This is a genomic window from Curvibacter sp. APW13, assembly GCF_032337135.1.
Classification (GTDB): domain Bacteria; phylum Pseudomonadota; class Gammaproteobacteria; order Burkholderiales; family Burkholderiaceae_C; genus Allorhodoferax.
Genome location: NZ_JAVXZZ010000003.1, coordinates 374,316 through 392,555 on the forward strand (window position 1 = coordinate 374,316; position 18,240 = coordinate 392,555).

Here is an 18,240-nt window from a genome sequence, read left to right on the forward strand (position 1 = left end):
TGGGGGCGTGTCACAAAAACTTCATGGTTGCGACTTCATTTCGTCATCGCGGCTTCGGACACTGGATGCATTCCAACGAACCATGCAGGAGTACAGAATGCAAGCCGTCGCACCGATCGTCATCGCGGCCCCCCAGCAGCCAGCCTCATCCCCCATTGGATCTGCCGCGAGCGCAGGAATTTCGGTGTCCTGGGCCAAGCACCTCGACGAGGTACGGGAGGCCCAGAGGCTGCGCTACGACATCTTTGCAGGCGAAATGGGCGCGCGCCTGCACACCACCATTCCCGGCCATGACGTGGACCTGTTCGACCCGTACTGCGAGCACTTGCTGGTACGGGAGCAAGCCACCGGACAGGTGGTCGGTACCTACCGCGTACTGACCCCCGCGCAGGCCAAGCGGGTGGGCAGCACGTACAGCGATACGGAGTTCGATCTGACCCGCCTGCGCTCCCTGCGTGAACGCATGGTGGAGCTGGGCCGCAGCTGCGTTCACCCCGACCACCGCCATGGCGGGGTCATCATGGCCCTGTGGGGCGCTTTGGGCGAGTTCATGGTGCGCAATGACCTGGACACCATGATCGGCTGCGCCAGCATCCCCATGCTGCACAACGGTGTCGTCAGTGGCGACATGGCGGCCAGCATCTGGGCCAAGGTTCAGAAGACGCATCTCGCGCCCATCGAATACCACGTCCGTCCGCGCCTGCCGCTGCCGGTGGAGCGCTTGCGCGGCGACCTCGATGTGGAGCCTCCGGCACTGATCAAGGGCTACCTGCGACTGGGCGCCAAGGTGCTGGGCGCCCCTGCCTGGGACCCGGATTTCAACGCCGCAGACCTGCCTATCCTGATGCGCATGGCCGATCTGCACCCGCGCTACCGCAAACATTTCCTGGGGGCATGATGCGGGCGCCGCTGCACGAGTGGGGTAGCGGTTTCGCGCAGGCACTGCTGGACACCCGGTCCGTGCGGGATAGGCAGAGCCCGGCAGACACATCGCGGCGCGTGCGTGCGGTGTTCGTGTCCGATATCCATCTCGGGACGGCCGGGTGCCAGGCGCAGGCACTGCTGGACTTTCTCAAGCATTACCCCAGCGACTACCTGTACCTGGTGGGCGACATCGTCGATGGATGGCAACTGCGGCGGCGTTGGTACTGGCCCCAGGCCCACAACGACGTGGTGCAGAAGCTTCTGCGCCGTGCGCGCAAGGGCTGCGAGGTCGTCTTCATTCCGGGCAACCACGATGAGTTTGCGCGGGCGTTCGCGGGGCACCAGTTTGGCGGCATCTCGGTGGCGCTCGACGCCGTGCACACCACGGCCGATGGCAGGCGCCTGTGGGTCACGCATGGAGACCATTTCGATGGCGTCGTGCAGTGTGCAAAGTGGTTGGCCTACCTGGGGGACTACTTCTACGAATTGAGTCTGCGCATCAACCGCCACCTCAATGTCTGGCGCCGCCGGCTGGGCCTACCGTACTGGTCGCTGTCGGCCTATCTCAAGCACCGCGTGAAGACGGCGCTGAACTACGTCATGGACTTCGAGGCGGCGGTGGCCGACGAGGCGCGCAGACGCGGCTTGCAAGGGGTGGTGTGCGGACATATTCACCGTGCCCAGATGCGCGACATCGGCGGTGTGCTGTACTGCAATGACGGAGACTGGGTCGAAAGCCTGACGGCCCTGGTGGAACACCCGGATGGACGACTGGAGCTGGTGGACTGGAGTGGCGAGGCGAAATCCGCGGGTTCGCACACCGAAACCAGGCTGAACCAGCGGACCGAAGTGCGCTGAGGCGCATTTGACAAGCCGGTCACAAAACTGTCATCGTACTGTCGAATAATGGATCTTTCTGATTTGCCCCGGAACGACATGCTGTCTGTGTTTCGCCAAAAGAAGGTGCCCGCGCCCACGTCCGCTTCCCTGGAACTGCTGGACCGCGACCATAGTCTTGTTGCCTTCAATCGGCGGGTATTGCACTGGGCCCAGTCCGGCGATGTGCCACTGCTGGAGCGCCTGCGTTTCCTGTGCATCGTTTCATCCAACCTTGACGAATTCTTCGAGGTGCGTGCCGAGCCGCACCTGGCCGCATTCCAGAGTGGGCGCACCGAGGCGGTGTACTCGCCACAGAGCTACCGAGCGCTCATGCAGTCGCTGCATGCCCTGGTCGAGGACCAGTACACCCTGTACAACCAGACCTTGATGCCTGCGCTGGAGCGTGCCGGGTTGCGGTTGGTGTCCCACGGTGAGCGCAACGCCGAGCAGCGCAAGTGGGTGCACCAGTATTTCGAGCGCGAAGTCAAGCCGCTGCTCGTTCCGGTATTGCTCGACCCGGCCCATCCGTTTCCGCAGGTAGCCAACAAGTCGCTCAATTTCATCGTGCGCCTGGGCGGCAAGGATGCGTTCGGTCGTGACAACGAGATTTCCATCGTCAAGATCCCGCGCGTGCTGCCGCGACTGATCCGCTTGCCGGACAAGCTGTGCCCCAAGGGCAGTTGCTATGTATCGCTGTCCAGTGTCATGCGTGCCCACCTGAATGAACTGTTCCCGGGACGGTCGGTCACCCAGTTCTCGCAGTTCCGCGTGACGCGCCATTCGGACCTCGCGGTCGATGAAGAGGACGTGAAGAACCTGCGCATGGCCTTGCGGCAGGGTTTGGTGCAACGCCACTATGGTGAGGCGGTGCGCCTGGAGGTGTCCTCGGGCTGCTCGGAATACCTGTCACGCTTTCTGTTGCAGCAGTTCGCGTTGCCGGACGAGTCACTGTTTCGCGTGCCTGGACCGGTGAACCTGGTGCGTTTGACGCAACTGATCGACCTCGCCCAGCGGCCTGACCTGTGCTTTACGGCCTATACACCGAGCGTACCCCCGCAGATGCGCTCCAGCGAGCCGCTGTTCGAGCAACTCAAGCTAGGTGACATGGTGCTGCACCAGCCTTTCGAGAGCTTCGATGGGGTGCTGGAGTTCCTGCGCCAGGCGGTCCGGGATCCGCAGGTACTCTCCATCCGCCAGACCATCTACCGCACCGGGGCCGACTCCGAGATGCTCGACCTGCTGCGCGAAGCAGTGCGTCGGGGCAAGGAAGTCATGGTGGTGGTGGAGTTGAAAGCGCGCTTCGATGAGGAAGCCAACATCAACTGGGCCGAATCCCTGGAATCCATGGGAGCGCAAGTGGTGTATGGCGTGGTCGGACTCAAGACCCATGCCAAGCTCTTGCTGGTGACACGACGTGAGGGGCGCCAGCTGCGCCGCTATGCGCATCTCTCCACTGGCAACTACAACCCCCGTACGGCGCGTCTCTACACCGACCTGAGCTTTTTCAGTGCCGATCCCGACCTGACTGCGGACATCGAGCAGGTATTTGTCCATTTGACGGGTCAAAGCCGCTTGCTGCCCATGAAGTCGCTGCTGGTGGCACCGTTCCACATGCAGCAGGCGTTCATCGACCGCATCGATGCACTGGGCAAGGCAGCAGCCCGTGGCGAAAGCACGCGCATCGTGGCCAAGATGAATTCGCTGACCGACGAAGCCATCATCCGTAGCCTGATAGCGGCGGGGCAGAAGGGTGTCCAGATCGATCTGATCGTTCGCGGTGCCTGTCAATTGCCGGCCGGTGTGAAGGGGCAGACCGACAACATCCGGGTGCGCTCCATCATCGGCCGGTTCCTGGAACACTCGCGCGTGTACTACTTCCGGCGTGGCACCAAGGATGAGTTGTTCCTCTCCAGTGCGGACTGGATGAACCGCAACATGGTGCGCCGTGTGGAGGTGGCTTGGCCCGTGCGCAACCCAGAACTGCGCCAGCGCATCATCGAAGAGTGCCTGGTCGCCTACCTGCACGACGGTGTCGACGCCTGGCAACTGCAGCCCGATGGGAGCTACCAGTTGCAAAAGGGGCTTCCCGAAACCTTGCCGCACAGCGTCCAGGCAGCCTTGGCTGATCGCTACGGCATTCGATGAGCGCTTGATGGAGCAGCAATGGACCTGATCTTGTGGCGCCACGCCGAGGCCGTGGACCTGGAACTGGTGGGTGACGACATGGAACGATACCTTACCCACAAAGGCGAAAAGCAGGCTACGCGCATGGCCGCCTGGTTAGATCGGCAGTTGCCTGAGGGAACCCGTATTTGGTCCAGTCCGGCAGTGCGTGCCCAGCAAACGGCCAAGGCGCTGGGGCGCAAATTCAAGACCAGCAGTGCGCTTGCGCCACTGGCCACTGCGAAAGACCTGCTGGACCTGGTGGGCTGGCCGACAGCCAAGGGGTGTGTTTTGATTGTTGGGCACCAGCCAACGTTGGGACATGTCGTTGCCGGCCTTCTTGGAATAGGTAGCGGAGAGTGTGCCTTGCGTAAGGGCGCCGCTTGGTGGTTGCGGTTCCGGGAGCGTGAAGAAGGCGGGCAAGCAGTGCTGCTTAGCGTACAAACGCCCGACCTTCTTTGATCGATCTACGCTGAGTGCAACGTAGCTGGACAGTAACGTTACTTCCCCTTGGTTTTTGCAGGGCGCCCGGTTTTGATGCTGGGCACAGCTTGAAGTGCCTTTAACAGCGCCTGATCGGTCAAAGCAGCAACCGCCTTGATACCAGCGCGGATGATTTCAGTCTTCTTGGCTGAGTGCCCCAGTTTTCCCGCACGCAACTTCAGTACTGCAATCACTTCGTACTCGTCCTTGGGTAGCGACAGGCTGTCGCGGACCAATTTGACCTTCTTTACCTTTTCAGGTTTTGGAACGGGCACTTTCGCAACGGGCTTTGCAACTGTCTTAGTGGCAATTTTTGTCGCCGGCTTGGTTGAGACCTTGGCGACGCTTGCCTTCTTCGCCGCTTGTTTGGAAGGCACTGATTTGGTGGCCGCATGCGTCGTATTGCCAGTGGTGCTTTCGGTGGTAGCGGATGTTGCGTGATCGGGTGTTGACATAGATCCTCATGAAACAATGTATACGGTTTATATAGTTTATTCCCGTGCGACTGCCTCTGCAAACCAGTTTCTATCTTTACCTAGGTTTCGCACTCCACACCACTTCACGGAAGTGTCACAAACGCTGGCTAAAGTCGTCCCTCTGGGAGGTGCCCTATGAATGCCGTGGCAGAGTCGCAAGCGGGGGGAGTCCTTCGCCAAGAGTTTGAATCGGTGCGCTCGATCGTGCAATCTGGCGCGTTACGCATTGTCTATCAGCCCATCGTTTCCCTGACGGAGGCTGAGGTGCATGCTCATGAGGCATTGGTACGCGGGCCACACGGGTCCAGCTTTCAAAGCCCAGAGGCCTTGCTTCAAGGCGCGGCCATGGAGGGATGTCTCTTTGAGTTTGAGGTAGCGTGCGTGCGGCTGGCACTGAAAGGCTGGCATTCGCTGGGACAAACCGGGCGGATATTTGTGAATTTGAGCGCATCCGCTCTGATGCACCTCATGCGTTCGCGCGACCCACAAACGCTTAAAGAGTTTCTCCAGGCTTGCAAAGTGCTTCCACGAAATTTGATTCTGGAGATCACCGAGCATGAACGCGTGCAAGACATGGACGGCTTTGCGACCGTAGTCCAGCAGGTGCATTCCACGGGCGTTGGAATCGCGTTGGACGACTTCGGCGATGGCCGCTCCAGCCTGCGCCTGTGGTCGCAGATCAAGCCTGAAGTTGTGAAAATCGACAAGTACTTCACGCGTGACATCAGTGTCCATGCCGACAAGCTCAAGACCATCCAGGCGATCCAGCAGCTCGCCGAAACCTTCGATTCGCTGCTGGTGGCCGAGGGCATCGAGACCGGCGATGACCTGCGCGTGCTGCGCGACCTCGGAGTCCAATTGGGGCAAGGCTATTTCCTTGGGCGGCCCCAGGCGGAGCCTCTGCGCGAGGTCAACGAAGGGACGCGGGAGGTGCTGCAGGACAACCGGCTCGCTGTCTTGCCGGTACGTGGCAGCGCCAATGCCCGCGGAACGCTGCGCAGGATCAGCATTGTCGACGCGCCGGTATTGGCGTTGAGCACCACCAACGATGAAGTCGCCAAGCTGTTTGCGCAGTCACCGCATGTGCACGCCCTGGCAGTTGTCAGCGAGGGTAGGCCGGTGGGGCTGATCAACCGCGTATCGTTCATGAACGAGTACGCCAAGCTGTACTACCGCGAGGTCGCCGGCCGCAAGCCGTGCACCACCCACATCAATTTCCAGCCGCGCATCGTGGAAAGAAGCCACCGCATCGATGAACTGGTGGGTATCCTGACCTCCGATGATCAGCGCTACCTGAATGATGGTTTCATCGTCACCGAGAACGGCCGCTATGTGGGGCTGGGCACTGGAGAACAGTTGGTCCGCTCCGTCACGGAGTCGCGCATCGAGGCGGCCCGCCATGCCAATCCGCTCACCTTCCTGCCAGGCAACGTGCCCACCAGCCAGCATCTGCAGCGTTTGCTGCGGCGTGGTGGTGGCTTTGTCGCCTGCTATGCAGACCTGAACCAGTTCAAACCGTTCAATGACTACTACGGCTACTGGCGCGGCGATGAAATGATCCGGCTGATGGCACGCGTGGCGCAGGAACACTGTGACCGCCGCAAGGACTTTCTCGGGCACATTGGCGGCGACGACTTTGTACTGCTGTTCCAGAGCCCGGATTGGCATGAACGCTGTAGCAGGATCGTCGAGCGGTTCAATGCGGCCGCCCGCGAGTTGTTCGAACCGCAGGCCCGCCAGCAGGGCGGCATTCATGCCGAGGACCGGTTTGGCGTGCGGCGGTTCTTTCCCTGTACCACGGTCTCCATGGGCGTCATCCGCGTGGAGTCCGGCAAATACCAGCGTGCGGAAGATGTCGCCAATGCTGCTGCCGTGGCCAAGAACCGGGCCAAGACGGAGAACCTCGGCATTTGGGTGCAGCCCAAGGATCCGCTACCTGCAGAGTTGGGGCAGGGCAATCACTGGCCGTTCGGGCGGCAGACGCTCGCCGCTTGATCCAGCGCGTTTGGCCCTGGTTCGGGGCTCAGATCGATCCGGTGTCCAGGCGCAGCCCGTCGGTGATCTGGGCCCAGGCCAGGGCTTCCTCGCGCAGCAGGTGCGCGCTTTGGGGATACAGGTCAGACCAGCGGTTGCGCACACTTACGGTCACCTTCTGTGATTCCTTCTTCCAGGTCAGCCTGAATCCGTCCAGATCCGGATCGCGCCGTGCGTGGCACAGGATGACCGCGATGCGCAGTGCCAGCATCTGCATCACGAGGCCCGGGTCGCTCATGGCCGATTCCAGCTTGCGCAGCTTGCCACGATGCCCCAGCACCAGCAGGCTCAGGCGGTGCATTTCCGAAAGGGAGAATCCCATGGCGTCGGCATTGTCCAGAATGTAGGCACCATGCTTGTGGCTGTCGCTGTGGGAGATGTGCACGCCCACCTCATGCAGTTGGCCCGCCCACTCCAGCTTCTGCAGCAGGCGTTGCCGCTCCGGTTCGGATTGCGACGTGAAGAGCTGGCTCAGCAACGTCCTGGCGACTCTTCCGACGCGCTCTCCATGCGCCAGGTCCACGTTGAACTTCATGGCCAGCCGGTTGATGGATCGGGTCTGCAGATCTTCGAGGCCGGTATGCGGACCGAGCATGTCACACAGCAGTCCATGGCGCAGTCCGCCCGGCGCGATATGCATGGTCTCTATGCCCAGCAGGTCGAACACCGCGCGAATGACGCTCACGCCCCCGCCGATGATCGGGCGCCGGTCATCGCGCAAACCCGGCAGGCGCAGCTTGTCGGCGCTTTGTGCTGCGATGAGCTTTTCCACCAGCCAGTCCAGCCCGGCGCGGGTGATGCTGCCTTTCTCCCAGCCAGCGCCTTCCAGCACTTCGGTGATGGCATTCACGGTGCCGGCGGACCCGTAGGCCACGTCCCAGCGGTCCGGTTGGTACAGGTCCAGTGCCTCGTCCAACACGGCTTTGGCGGCGATTTCGGCCACCTCGAAGGCGCGTTGGGTGAACTGGCCTTCAGGGAAGAAGCGGGTAGACCAGGCGATGCTGCCCACGCGGAACGACTCCATGGTCTTGGGGGTGTGGCCTTCGCCCAGGATGAGTTCGGTAGACCGTCCCCCGATGTCCATGACCAGCCGCCGTTCGGTCGTGCTGTCGAGCATGTGGGCCACGCCCTGGTAGATCAGCCGTGCTTCTTCCCGGCCCGAGATCACGTTGATGGGAAAGCCCAGCAAGGTGTTGGCGCGATCGAGAAATTCATCGCGGTTGCGGGCTTCGCGCAAGGTCTGCGTCGCCACGGCGCGCACCTCGTCGGCGTCGAAGCCGGCCAGGCGTTCGCCGAACCGTGCCAGGCACTCCCAGCCCTTCTGCATGGCCGCGGGCGTCAGGTTGCGGTTCTCGTCCAGGCCACCCCCCTGCCGGACGGTTTCCTTCAGGTACTCGGTGCGCCGGAATACACCATGCTCGATCACGCCGATTTCGAGTCGGAAACTGTTGGAGCCCAGGTCGACGGCGGCCAGTCGTTGGAGGGGTTGCATGGGTAAGGGCTGGGCGAAGTTGACAGTGCGCACAAGCATATCACCGGCCTTGGCAGGGCCTTGGGGCAGTCCTCGAACGCAGGGGCGCATCAGCCGATGAACCTTCCGTCGCTTGCCAGCATGCTTTGTGTCACGTAGCTGCCACTGCGCCGCGGCGCGGCGGCGCTGACCTGGAAGCCTCCGAGGTCGATGGCCTTGCGCTGCTGCAGCGCTGCCAGTACCGAGCCGCGGTGGATCGGACCGTCAATGGTGCGCAGGACCTCATAGGTATAGCGCGCGGCCACAAAGCCTGCCAGGCTCTGGGGGCTGGGCGGCTCGTCGTACAGGCGCGCCAGGGTCTCGCGGTACTGGCGCACCACCGCTGCCTGGGCATTCACCAGCGGTACCACCTGGGTCGCAATGACGGCGACGTGGCGCGACAGGCCGCTTTGCTGCAGCGTCTGGACGTTGACGTCGGCCAGTGCGACGACGTAGCGCTGCTGCGCCTGCTTGCCAATGCCCTGGGACAGCGCCATCAGTTCGGGTGTGCCACCGATGAACAGCAGCACCCGTGGGCTGTTGGTGTCCAGTGACTGCCCCAGGCGCTGCAGATCGCCTTGGTAGGGATAGACCACCTGCTGCAGGCCCATGCTGCGCCCCATGCGCTCCAGTTCAGGCAGGCTGCTGTCACGGTCGGCGGCCGTGCCAAACACGATGCCGACGCGGTCCAGGCCCATGTTGGAGAGCGACTTGAGGGCGTGCTGAATCTGTTCCCGGCGCCCGGCGAAGATCGGAAAGCTGCTGTCCGGTACATCGGCGTCTGTGGACCGCAGCCACGGGGCGATATGGGCCAGGTCGCCGAACTCCTTGTGCAGCAACTCGGACGTCTGTTCGGCGGCCAGGTGACCGACGGTGCCGAACACCGCGGCGCAATGCGGCATGGTCCGAAGGCTGTCCAGTGCCCGGCCCAGGCCAGCCCGGCTTCCGTCGGTTTCCAGCACCAGGTGCTGCACTGGGAGACCGCGCACGCCACCTTTGGCATTGATGTCTGCCCAGGCCGCGCGGGCGCCGGTCAGGAAGTCTTTCGAGACGTCAATCTGTGCTGCCGACATGTCAGCGATCTGGGCCAGGGTCAGTACGCGGCTCCCAATGGCCGACTTGCTGCCCTGGGCCCGTGCCGGGAGGCTGCCGACACCCAGCGCCAGTGCGGTGGTTGCCATGCCGCTGTGCCGCAGCAGGGAGCGGCGTGTCATGGCGGGGAGGGTGATCGCTGTGTCGATCGCGAGTTGCTTCTGTTTTTGTAGCTGTGTACGCATATTCCACGTGGGCTTGGGCTGAAATTTCCAACAAAACGCTGGGCAGCTTAGTGGCGGCGTGTGACGGCAGTGTGACAACCGAATGAAACCGTGGATGCATCAGGCAGGGACGCGACGAAGGGCGGGTGTCACAGTGCTGAAACAAAAGATTCGCACAGTGGGGGCACGGAGGTTCCCATGCAATTGCTGTCCCAACTCAAGATTCGTTCCCGCCTGCTACTGGTGCTGGGGTTTTCGGTGTCCACCCTGGCGCTGGTGGGCGGGCTCGCTGCCTATGCCATCGCCTCGGGTGCTGACTTGTCCAGCCGATTCATTGATACCGAGTTCAGGGCGGTACAGGTGCTCGGTGAGGTGCGCACTGGTCTGGGCGCGGTGCGCCGCGCCGAGAAGGATGTATTCCTGCACATGGGGGACGAAGCTGATACGACGCGCTTCACCCAGCTGTGGAGCCAGGAATTGGGCACCACCCAGGCAGGTATCGCCCAGGCCCAGGCCTTGGCCGGGGAGGCAGACAGTGCCGAGTTCGCCATGCTTGCGTCTGCCCTGCAGGCCTATGCTGCAGGGTTCAAAGCGTTGCTCAAGAAAATGGAGATCGGTGAGCTCAATGACCCCTGGGCGGCCAACCGTGCCATGCAGCCTTTGGCGCGCCACCTGGAACAGATCGATGCATCGCTGCAAACCCTGTCGGGCCGGTTTTCGAAGCGGGCGCAGGAGCGCCACCACACCCTGTCCCAGGTCGGAGAACAGGCGCCATGGTGGATGCTGGGAGCCACGCTGGTGGTTGCCCTGGTTTCCGCGGTGCTGGTGCTGTCGATCGTCCGTTCGATCCTGTCCCCCATACGGGAGCTGCAGGTGGTAACCCGGGCCTGGGGTGTGGGCGACCTCACGCTGGAGTTGCAGGAACACGGACACTGCGAAATAGCCGAAGTGCGGCGCGACCTGGCCGTGATGCAACAGCGCCTGTGCGCCCTGGTGGAGCAGGTGCACAGCGGTGTGCGGGTGGTGGGCATGAACACAGCCGAAATCGCCAACGCCAACCATGACCTGTCGGAGCGCACGGAGCAGGCGGCGATGTCGCTGCAGAAGACCTCGGCAGCGATCGCCCAGTTGTCCGAAGCCGTGCAGCAGACTGCGCACTCTGCCCATGCAGCGGCGGAAACGGCCGGGGGCGCAACAGCCGTGGCGCAGCGTGGCGGCGAAGTGGTGGGGCAGGTGGTGCAGACCATGCGCGATATCCAGGCAGCGTCGCAGCGCATTGCCGACATCATCGGGGTCATTGACGGGATTGCGTTCCAGACCAATATCCTGGCGCTCAACGCCGCGGTGGAGGCCGCCCGTGCGGGCGAGCAAGGGCGTGGTTTTGCGGTCGTGGCCAGCGAGGTGCGGGCGCTGGCCGGTCGCAGTGCCGAGGCGGCGCGGGAAATCAAGGCCATCATTGGCGCCAGTGTGGAGCGCGTGCAGGAAGGTACGACGCAGGTGGAAACCGCAGGGGAGACCATGCGCGACATCGTCCACAACGTGGGTGAGGTGGCCCGCGTCATCGAGGCGATCCGCATCGCTGCGAATGATCAGAATGAAGGTCTGCGCCTTATCAGTCTGGCCATGCAGGGCATCGATGCCTCGACCCAGCAAAACGCCGCCATGGTGCAGGAAAGTGCCGCAGGCGCCCGTTCATTGGCCGAGGAGGCCTCCGGGCTGGACCGTGCCGTGGCGGTGTTCCGCGTTCGCAAGGATTCGGAATTTCAGGCAAATCGGGATACAGCCCTTTTGCAATATGCGTAGAGCACTATAAAAAAAGTAGCATCTCCGGTATCCCCTGGTTTGGTCGGGGTTTCAACGGATTTGTCACATTGCTGTCACATTAGTTTCTTACATTCATTTCCATTCCTTTTTCATCCAACACAAAGGGTTTCTATGAGCAACCGTTACGCAGTACTCGCCGTTCTGGCTACCTCCGCTTTCGCCTGGGGCACTTCGGTGCAGGCGCAGGAAGTTACCGGTGCAGGCGCCACCTTCCCGGCTCCGATCTATGCCAAATGGGCGTCGGACTACAACAAGGCAACCGGCGTCAAGGTGAACTACCAGTCCATCGGTTCGGGCGGTGGCATCAAGCAGATTGACTCCAAGACCGTGGATTTCGGTGCTTCCGATATGCCGCTGACCGACGACGTGCTCAAGCAAAAGGGCCAGATGCAGTTCCCCACCGTCATCGGTGGTGTGGTGCCGGTGATTAACATCAAGGGTATCGAGCCCGGGCAGCTCAAGCTCAATGGCCAGGTGCTCGGCGACATCTTCCTGGGCAAGATCAGCAAGTGGAATGACCCGGCCCTGAAGGCGCTCAACCCCTCGCTGCCTTTGCCGGATGCCCAGATCGCCCAGGTGCGCCGCGCCGACGGTTCGGGTACTTCCTTCATCTTCACCAACTACCTGAGTAAGGTCAATGCCGAGTGGAAGGCATCCGTGGGTGAGGGTACCGCCGTGAACTGGCCTGTGGGTGCCGGCGGCAAGGGCAACGAAGGCGTGGCTGCCTTCGTGAACCGTCTGCCCAACTCGATTGGCTATGTCGAATACGCCTACGTCAAGCAGAACAAGATGAACTATGCCTTGATGCAGAACGCCGCAGGCAATTTCGTGGCGCCTGACGACCTGACCTTCAAGTCCGCGGCTGCCGGTGCCGACTGGAACAAGTCCTTCTACCAGATCCTGACCAACCAGCCCGGCAAGGAGTCCTGGCCCCTGACCGGTGCGACCTTCATCCTGATGCACACCACGCAGGACAAGCCCGCCAATGCCACCCAGGTGCTGAAGTTCTTTGACTGGGCTTACAAGAACGGTAATGAATCGGCCACTGCGCTGGAATACGTGCCTCTGCCGGCCAGCGTGGTGGCTGCGATCGAGAAGTCCTGGGCGCAGATCAAGGACGGCAGCGGTAAGCCGGTGGCTTACAAGTAATCGGTTCTGACTTAGCGCCAGAAACAAAGACGCTTCATGTCCTCTACACTTGCGCACGAAGCGTCCCTACAACCGGTGGGGCGCGTTCGGGATCCAATTGCCATGACTGAACCCACTCCACCGACGAGCACCCGTAGTGAACCTTGGGCCGATCGCCTTTTTGGCGTGCTGGCCAAGGGCGCTGCCTTGGCTACTTTGGCGCTGCTGATTGCCATCATCGCCTCGTTGACGATCAGCGCCTGGCCGGCGATCAGCAAGTATGGCCTGTCCTTCCTGACACGCACGACCTGGGACCCGGTGCAGGAAGATTTCGGTGGCCTGGTGATGATCTACGGCACCTTGGCCAGCTCGTTCATCGCCCTGCTGATCGCGGTGCCGGTCAGCTTCGGCATTGCGCTATTCCTGACCGAGTTGTCCCCGTCCTGGCTCAAACGCCCGCTGGGCACCGCCATTGAGTTGCTGGCAGCCATTCCCTCCATCGTGTATGGCATGTGGGGCCTGCTGGTGTTTGGCCCAGTGCTTGCCACCTATGTCCAACAACCCCTGCAGGCCATGACGGCTGGCGTGCCCTACCTGGGGGCTTTGTTTTCCGGTCCCCCCGTGGGCATCGGCATTTTTTCGGCTGGGGTCATCCTGGCCATCATGATCATTCCCTTCATCGCCTCGGTGATGCGCGACGTGTTCGAAGTCACGCCGCCCATGCTCAAGGAGTCGGCCTACGGATTGGGTTCGACCACCTGGGAGGTTGTCACCAAGGTTGTTCTGCCATACACCAAGGCAGGCGTCATCGGCGGCATCATGCTGGGCTTGGGACGCGCCATTGGCGAAACCATGGCGGTGACTTTCGTGATCGGCAATTTCAACCAACTCGACTCGCTCAGCGTCTTCCAGGCCGCCAACAGCATCACCTCGGCGCTGGCCAATGAGTTTGCCGAGGCCGGCGAGGGACTGCACCAGGCTGCGCTCATGTACCTGGGCCTGGTCATGTTTGCCATCACCTTTGTCATATTGGCCTTGTCCAAATGGCTGTTGGCCAGCCTGCGCAAGAACGAAGGAGCCAAGTCGTGAGCCGCACCGAAGCTTCGCGCATGCGCCGCTACAACAAGCGCAAGCGCATCAACCTGATCGCCACCTCGATGGCCATGGCGGCCATGTCATTTGGCCTGTTCTGGCTCGGCTGGATCCTGTGGGAAACGCTGCGCCTAGGCCTGGACGGTCTGAATTGGGCCGCCATCACCCAGATGACGCCGCCGCCGAATGAGGAGGGTGGATTGGCCAATGCCATGTATGGGTCCTTCCTCATGGTGACACTGGCGACCTTTGTGGGTACGCCCATCGGCATTCTGGCCGGCATCTACCTGGCGGAGTTCGACGGCAAGAGCTGGCTGGCACATGCTACCCGCTTCGTGAACGACATCCTGCTGTCCGCGCCGTCCATTGTGGTGGGCCTGTTCATCTATTCGGTGGTCGTGGCACGCTTCAAGACCTTTTCGGGCTATGCCGGCATCCTGGCCTTGGCGCTGATCGTCATTCCCGTGGTGATCCGCACCACCGAGAACATGCTGCTGCTGGTACCCGCCGGGCTGCGGGAAGCTGCCTATGCATTGGGCACGCCAAAGTGGAAAGTGGTCACCATGATCACGCTCAAGGCCGCACGTGCCGGTGTCATCACCGGAGTGCTGCTGGCGGTGGCACGCATTGCGGGCGAAACGGCCCCGCTGCTGTTCACCGCACTGAGCAACCAGTTCTGGACCAGCTCGCTGTCGGAGCCGATGGCGAGCCTGCCGGTGACGATCTTCAAGTTCGCCATGAGCCCGTATGAAAACTGGCAGAAGCTGGCTTGGGCAGGTGTGTTCCTGATCACCCTGGCGGTACTGGCACTCAACATCATTGCGCGGGTCATGACGCGCCAGAAACACTGAAGCGCCGGGCGCCGACGTTGTGGAGAAACTTTCAATGCAGAACCAACAAGCCGTGTCCGAAAAGACCAAGATTGCGGTCAAGGACCTGAACTTCTACTATGGCAAGTTCCACGCCCTCAAGGGGATCAACCTGGAAATCCCGGAAAACCGGGTTACCGCGTTCATCGGTCCCTCGGGCTGTGGCAAGTCCACCTTGCTGCGGGTGTTCAACCGCATGTTCGAGCTCTACCCCGAACAGCGTGCTCAGGGTGAGGTATTGCTGGATGGGGAAAATATCCTGACCAGCCGCGAAGACGTGGCCCTGCTGCGGGCCAAGGTGGGCATGGTGTTCCAGAAGCCAACGCCGTTTCCGATGTCCATTTACGACAACATCGCCTTCGGCGTGAAGCTGTTCGAGAAGTTGCCGGCCTCCGAGATGGAGGAGCGCGTCGAGTGGGCCCTGCGCAAGGCCGCCCTGTGGCCGGAGGTCAAGGACAAGCTGCACCAGAGCGGCGCGAGCCTGTCCGGCGGCCAGCAGCAGCGCCTGTGCATTGCGCGCGGCATTGCCATCAAGCCCGAGGTGCTGTTGCTGGACGAACCGTGCTCTGCACTGGATCCGATCTCGACGGCCAAGGTTGAAGAGCTGATTGTGGAACTCAAGAGCGACTACACCGTCGTCATCGTGACCCACAACATGCAGCAGGCGGCCCGTTGCAGCGACTACACCGCTTACATGTACCTGGGCGACCTGGTGGAGTTCGGGCAGACTGAACAGATGTTCTTCAAGCCCACACGCCAGGAAACAGAAGACTACATCACTGGCCGATTCGGCTGAACAGGGGACTATCTATGGCAGACAAGCATCTTTCCACCCAGTTCGACGCGGAGCTCACCGCTGTCTCTTCACGGGTCATGGAACTCGGCGGGCTGGTGGAATCGCAGATTCGCCAGGCGATTCACGCGCTGTCGAACTTCAGTGTCGAAGTGGCGAACGAGGTGGTGGCGAACGAGGCTCGCGTGAACGCCATGGAGGTCGAGATCGACCACGATCTCTCCAGCATCATCGCGCGACGGCAGCCCACTGCCCGTGACCTGCGTTTGCTGATCGCCATTTCCAAGACAACGGCCAACCTGGAGCGCGCCGGTGACGAAGCCGCCAAGATCGCCCGCATGGTGCTGTCCATCATCAACAGTGGCGCTCCGCGCAACCTGCCGTCCCTGGAGTTGCGGGTCGCGGCCGACCTGGCTTCCAGCCTGCTGAACAAGGCGCTCGATGCCTTTGCCCGGCTTGATGTGCACGCGGCCCTGGACATCCTGAAGGAAGACGATGCCATTGACCGCGAGTTTGGCGGCTTTGTGCGCAAGCTCATCACCTTCATGATGGAAGACCCGCGCACCATCTCGCCCAGCCTGGACCTGCTGTTCCTGGCCAAGGCGATCGAACGGGTGGGTGACCACGCCAAGAACATTGCCGAATTCATCATCTACGTGGTTAAGGGCGCAGACGTGCGTCATACCAGCATCGAAAACGTCGAGTCGGTGGTGAAATGAAGACGATGCCGACCATCCTCGTGGTGGAAGATGAACCCGCGATTGCCGAGCTGGTGGCGGTGAACCTGCGGCACAACGGTTTTCGTCCCCTGTGGGCCATGGACGCCGCCAGTGCGCAGCGGGAAATCGATGCCGCACTGCCAGACCTCGTGCTGCTGGATTGGATGCTGCCCGGCGAAAGCGGCTTGAACCTGGCCAAGCGCTGGCGCGCCGACAAGCGCACCGAAGGCATCCCCATCATCATGGTGACCGCCAAGGGCGACGAACGTGACCGGGTGGCGGGTCTGGACGCCGGGGCGGACGACTACATTGCCAAACCTTTTTCCACCAAGGAACTGCTGGCCCGTGTGCGCGCGGTGCTGCGCCGTCGTGCGCCCCAGGGCGCGCAGGAGCCCATCACGCAAGGTGCGCTGGTGCTCGATCCGGCCACGCATCGGGTTCACTTCGGTGCACAGGAGCTCAAACTGGGTCCCACCGAGTTCAAATTGCTGCACTACCTCATGGGGCACCCCGAGCGCGTGCATTCACGTGCCCAACTGCTCGATCAGGTCTGGGGTGACCACGTATACATCGAGGAGCGCACCGTCGACGTTCATGTCAAACGCTTGCGCGAGGCATTGTCGGGGGCCGCTCCCATGCTGGAGACGGTACGCGGTGCGGGATACCGCCTGACGGCCCGCCCTCTGGTCGAGGCTGCGCCATTGGCGGTGTCCCAGGGCGCCTGACGGCACCTCGCCCGCACATCGCATGGCTGCGCGCATCGTCTGGTTGTTGGTGTTGCAGGTTTTGGCTGTCGGCCTGGCCTGGATTTTCATGCCGTTGCAGGATCGGTCGTGGGCACTGCTGTGCGCGGCGCTTGGAGCTACCTACCTGTGGTTGGCGTTCGACGTGGTGCGCAGCGGGCGTCTGCTGGCATGGCTCAAGGCGGCGCCGCCATCCCCCATTCCCTTGGGTTCTGGTCTGTGGGCTGAAGTGCAGGACCGTGTCTGGCGGGCTTTGCGCCAGCGTGATCGCGCATTGGCCGACAGTGAACAGCGTCTGAAGGATTTTCTGGCGGCCCTGCAGGCCTCACCCAATGGTGTGGTCCTGCTCAATCCGCAGGGGCAGATCGAGTGGCTCAATGACATGGCTGGCCAGCATTTCGGGCTGGACCGGGAGCGCGACCTGATGCAGCACTTCGCCAACCTGGTGCGCGACCCGGCGTTCGCCCGCTACTACGCCCAGAACGTAGTTGGGGACGGAGTGCTGATGCCCGGCAAAGGCCATACGCCCACGCACCCGGTGCGCCTGTCGGTGCAGATGCACGAATACGGTGAGGGGCGGCGGCTCTTGCTGTCGCGGGACGTCACGGCGCTGGAGCAGGCGGAGGCGATGCGGCGCGATTTCGTGGCCAACGTATCACATGAGATCCGTACGCCCCTGACCGTGCTGTCCGGCTTCATCGAGACCCTGCAGAGCCTGGTTCTGCAGGAAGGCGAGCGAGCGCGGTACCTCGGTCTGATGGCGGAACAGGCGCAACGCATGCAGTCCCTGGTCAGCGATCTGCTGACGCTGTCCCGTCTGGAGGGAAGCCCCTTGCCCTTGAGCAATGAATGGGTCGGCGTGGATGCCTTGCTGGCGCAGTGCCTGCGCGACGCCAACACCTTGGCGGAGCTTGTCGGGCCGCGTGAACAGCCGATCGCGGTGGATGCCGAGCCAGGGCTGGAGCTGGCCGGTGTGCAGTCGGAACTGCAGAGCGCCATGACCAACCTGCTGACCAATGCGGTGCGCTATACACCGTCGGACAAGGAGATTCAGGTACACCTGCGCCGTCTGGAAGACGGTGGTGCGGAATTCTGCGTGCGCGACCGGGGTGTGGGCATTGCGCAGGAGCACCTGTCGCGGCTCACGGAGCGCTTTTACCGCGTGGACCGCAGTCGATCACGCGATACCGGGGGAACCGGGCTCGGGCTCGCGATCGTGAAGCATGTGGTCCAGCGCCATGGCGCCGAATTGCGGATCACCAGCACCTGGGGGCAGGGTTCGGCGTTTGCGATTCGATTCCCTGCATCCAGGGTGCGCACTATCGAACAGCTTTGACTGGAAAGACT

At 62.2% G+C, this 18,240-nt stretch carries 16 protein-coding genes; 13 read left to right on the forward strand and 3 right to left on the reverse strand.

Features of this window, described 5'->3' with window-relative positions:
• The first annotated feature begins 97 nt into the window (after positions 1-97).
• The 4 genes from RQP54_RS15090 (at position 98) to sixA (ending at position 4,428) form a co-directional block, all read left to right on the forward strand.
• Positions 98-898, forward strand: a complete 801-nt coding sequence (locus tag RQP54_RS15090; RefSeq protein ID WP_315679205.1) for a GNAT family N-acetyltransferase — start codon at positions 98-100, stop codon at positions 896-898.
• Positions 895-1,782 (forward strand): UDP-2,3-diacylglucosamine diphosphatase, encoded by an 888-nt coding sequence (locus RQP54_RS15095; protein WP_315679206.1) that lies wholly within the window; start codon positions 895-897, stop codon positions 1,780-1,782. The genes RQP54_RS15090 and RQP54_RS15095 overlap by 4 nt, the downstream gene beginning before the upstream one ends.
• A gap of 78 nt (positions 1,783-1,860) precedes the next feature.
• Complete coding sequence (gene ppk1 / locus RQP54_RS15100) at positions 1,861-3,948, forward strand: polyphosphate kinase 1 (RefSeq protein WP_315679207.1); 2,088 nt, start codon at positions 1,861-1,863, stop codon at positions 3,946-3,948.
• 18 nt (positions 3,949-3,966) lie between these two features.
• A complete protein-coding gene (gene sixA / locus RQP54_RS15105) occupies positions 3,967-4,428 on the forward strand; it encodes a phosphohistidine phosphatase SixA (protein ID WP_315679208.1) in 462 nt (153 codons plus the stop codon).
• A gap of 38 nt (positions 4,429-4,466) precedes the next feature.
• Here sixA and RQP54_RS15110 read toward each other — a convergent pair whose 3' ends face one another.
• On the reverse strand, positions 4,467-4,904 hold the full coding sequence (locus RQP54_RS15110) for a hypothetical protein (RefSeq protein ID WP_315679209.1): 438 nt from the start codon (positions 4,902-4,904) through the stop codon (positions 4,467-4,469).
• 225 nt (positions 4,905-5,129) lie between these two features.
• On the opposite strand from RQP54_RS15110, the gene RQP54_RS15115 reads away from it, so the two are divergent.
• Positions 5,130-6,920 carry an EAL domain-containing protein gene (locus RQP54_RS15115; protein WP_409997582.1) on the forward strand — a complete coding sequence of 597 codons (1,791 nt, stop codon included), beginning with the start codon at positions 5,130-5,132 and terminating at the stop codon, positions 6,918-6,920.
• 28 nt (positions 6,921-6,948) lie between these two features.
• Here the strand turns inward: RQP54_RS15115 and RQP54_RS15120 are convergent, their stop codons facing one another.
• Both RQP54_RS15120 and RQP54_RS15125 read right to left on the reverse strand, forming a co-directional pair.
• Positions 6,949-8,451 (reverse strand): Ppx/GppA phosphatase family protein, encoded by a 1,503-nt coding sequence (locus tag RQP54_RS15120; protein ID WP_315679213.1) that lies wholly within the window; start codon positions 8,449-8,451, stop codon positions 6,949-6,951.
• Between the two features lie 89 nt (positions 8,452-8,540).
• Complete coding sequence (locus tag RQP54_RS15125) at positions 8,541-9,683, reverse strand: ABC transporter substrate-binding protein (protein ID WP_315679214.1); 1,143 nt, start codon at positions 9,681-9,683, stop codon at positions 8,541-8,543.
• Between the two features lie 240 nt (positions 9,684-9,923).
• Here RQP54_RS15125 and RQP54_RS15130 point away from each other — a divergent pair, with 240 nt between their 5' ends.
• From RQP54_RS15130 to phoR, 8 genes are all read left to right on the forward strand, one after another.
• Entirely contained in the window at positions 9,924-11,528 is a 1,605-nt protein-coding gene (locus RQP54_RS15130) for a methyl-accepting chemotaxis protein (RefSeq protein WP_315679215.1), read from the forward strand.
• Between the two features lie 132 nt (positions 11,529-11,660).
• Positions 11,661-12,698 carry a phosphate ABC transporter substrate-binding protein PstS gene (gene pstS, locus RQP54_RS15135; protein ID WP_315679216.1) on the forward strand — a complete coding sequence of 346 codons (1,038 nt, stop codon included), beginning with the start codon at positions 11,661-11,663 and terminating at the stop codon, positions 12,696-12,698.
• A 102-nt stretch (positions 12,699-12,800) separates the two neighbouring features.
• Positions 12,801-13,766: a phosphate ABC transporter permease subunit PstC gene (pstC, locus tag RQP54_RS15140; protein WP_315679217.1), complete on the forward strand. Its 966-nt coding sequence runs from the start codon at positions 12,801-12,803 to the stop codon at positions 13,764-13,766.
• 20 nt (positions 13,767-13,786) lie between these two features.
• Positions 13,787-14,620 (forward strand): phosphate ABC transporter permease PstA, encoded by an 834-nt coding sequence (gene pstA, locus RQP54_RS15145; RefSeq protein WP_315679357.1) that lies wholly within the window; start codon positions 13,787-13,789, stop codon positions 14,618-14,620.
• 34 nt (positions 14,621-14,654) lie between these two features.
• Positions 14,655-15,434 (forward strand): phosphate ABC transporter ATP-binding protein PstB, encoded by a 780-nt coding sequence (gene pstB / locus RQP54_RS15150; RefSeq protein ID WP_315679218.1) that lies wholly within the window; start codon positions 14,655-14,657, stop codon positions 15,432-15,434.
• Between the two features lie 14 nt (positions 15,435-15,448).
• A complete protein-coding gene (gene phoU / locus RQP54_RS15155) occupies positions 15,449-16,150 on the forward strand; it encodes a phosphate signaling complex protein PhoU (protein WP_315679219.1) in 702 nt (233 codons plus the stop codon).
• Positions 16,147-16,875, forward strand: a complete 729-nt coding sequence (phoB, locus tag RQP54_RS15160) for a phosphate regulon transcriptional regulator PhoB (RefSeq protein ID WP_315679220.1) — start codon at positions 16,147-16,149, stop codon at positions 16,873-16,875. Before phoU ends, phoB begins: the two co-directional genes overlap by 4 nt.
• A gap of 22 nt (positions 16,876-16,897) precedes the next feature.
• Positions 16,898-18,229, forward strand: a complete 1,332-nt coding sequence (gene phoR / locus RQP54_RS15165; RefSeq protein WP_315679221.1) for a phosphate regulon sensor histidine kinase PhoR — start codon at positions 16,898-16,900, stop codon at positions 18,227-18,229.
• The last annotated feature ends 11 nt before the right edge of the window (positions 18,230-18,240 follow it).

Excerpts from the sequence above, each read along its gene's own strand:
- ppk1 (WP_315679207.1), top strand. The coding sequence starts at position 1,861 with ATGCTGTCTGTGTTTCGCCAAAAGAAGGTGCCCGCGCCCACGTCCGCT.
- RQP54_RS15095 (WP_315679206.1), top strand. The coding sequence starts at position 895 with ATGATGCGGGCGCCGCTGCACGAGTGGGGTAGCGGTTTCGCGCAGGCA.
- sixA (WP_315679208.1), top strand. The coding sequence starts at position 3,967 with ATGGACCTGATCTTGTGGCGCCACGCCGAGGCCGTGGACCTGGAACTG.
- RQP54_RS15120 (WP_315679213.1), bottom strand. The coding sequence starts at position 8,451 with ATGCAACCCCTCCAACGACTGGCCGCCGTCGACCTGGGCTCCAACAGT.
- phoR (WP_315679221.1), top strand. The coding sequence starts at position 16,898 with ATGGCTGCGCGCATCGTCTGGTTGTTGGTGTTGCAGGTTTTGGCTGTC.
- RQP54_RS15125 (WP_315679214.1), bottom strand. The coding sequence starts at position 9,683 with ATGACACGCCGCTCCCTGCTGCGGCACAGCGGCATGGCAACCACCGCA.
- pstS (WP_315679216.1), top strand. The coding sequence starts at position 11,661 with ATGAGCAACCGTTACGCAGTACTCGCCGTTCTGGCTACCTCCGCTTTC.
- pstC (WP_315679217.1), top strand. The coding sequence starts at position 12,801 with ATGACTGAACCCACTCCACCGACGAGCACCCGTAGTGAACCTTGGGCC.
- phoU (WP_315679219.1), top strand. The coding sequence starts at position 15,449 with ATGGCAGACAAGCATCTTTCCACCCAGTTCGACGCGGAGCTCACCGCT.
- pstB (WP_315679218.1), top strand. The coding sequence starts at position 14,655 with ATGCAGAACCAACAAGCCGTGTCCGAAAAGACCAAGATTGCGGTCAAG.
- phoB (WP_315679220.1), top strand. The coding sequence starts at position 16,147 with ATGAAGACGATGCCGACCATCCTCGTGGTGGAAGATGAACCCGCGATT.
- RQP54_RS15110 (WP_315679209.1), bottom strand. The coding sequence starts at position 4,904 with ATGTCAACACCCGATCACGCAACATCCGCTACCACCGAAAGCACCACT.
- pstA (WP_315679357.1), top strand. The coding sequence starts at position 13,787 with ATGCGCCGCTACAACAAGCGCAAGCGCATCAACCTGATCGCCACCTCG.
- RQP54_RS15090 (WP_315679205.1), top strand. The coding sequence starts at position 98 with ATGCAAGCCGTCGCACCGATCGTCATCGCGGCCCCCCAGCAGCCAGCC.
- RQP54_RS15130 (WP_315679215.1), top strand. The coding sequence starts at position 9,924 with ATGCAATTGCTGTCCCAACTCAAGATTCGTTCCCGCCTGCTACTGGTG.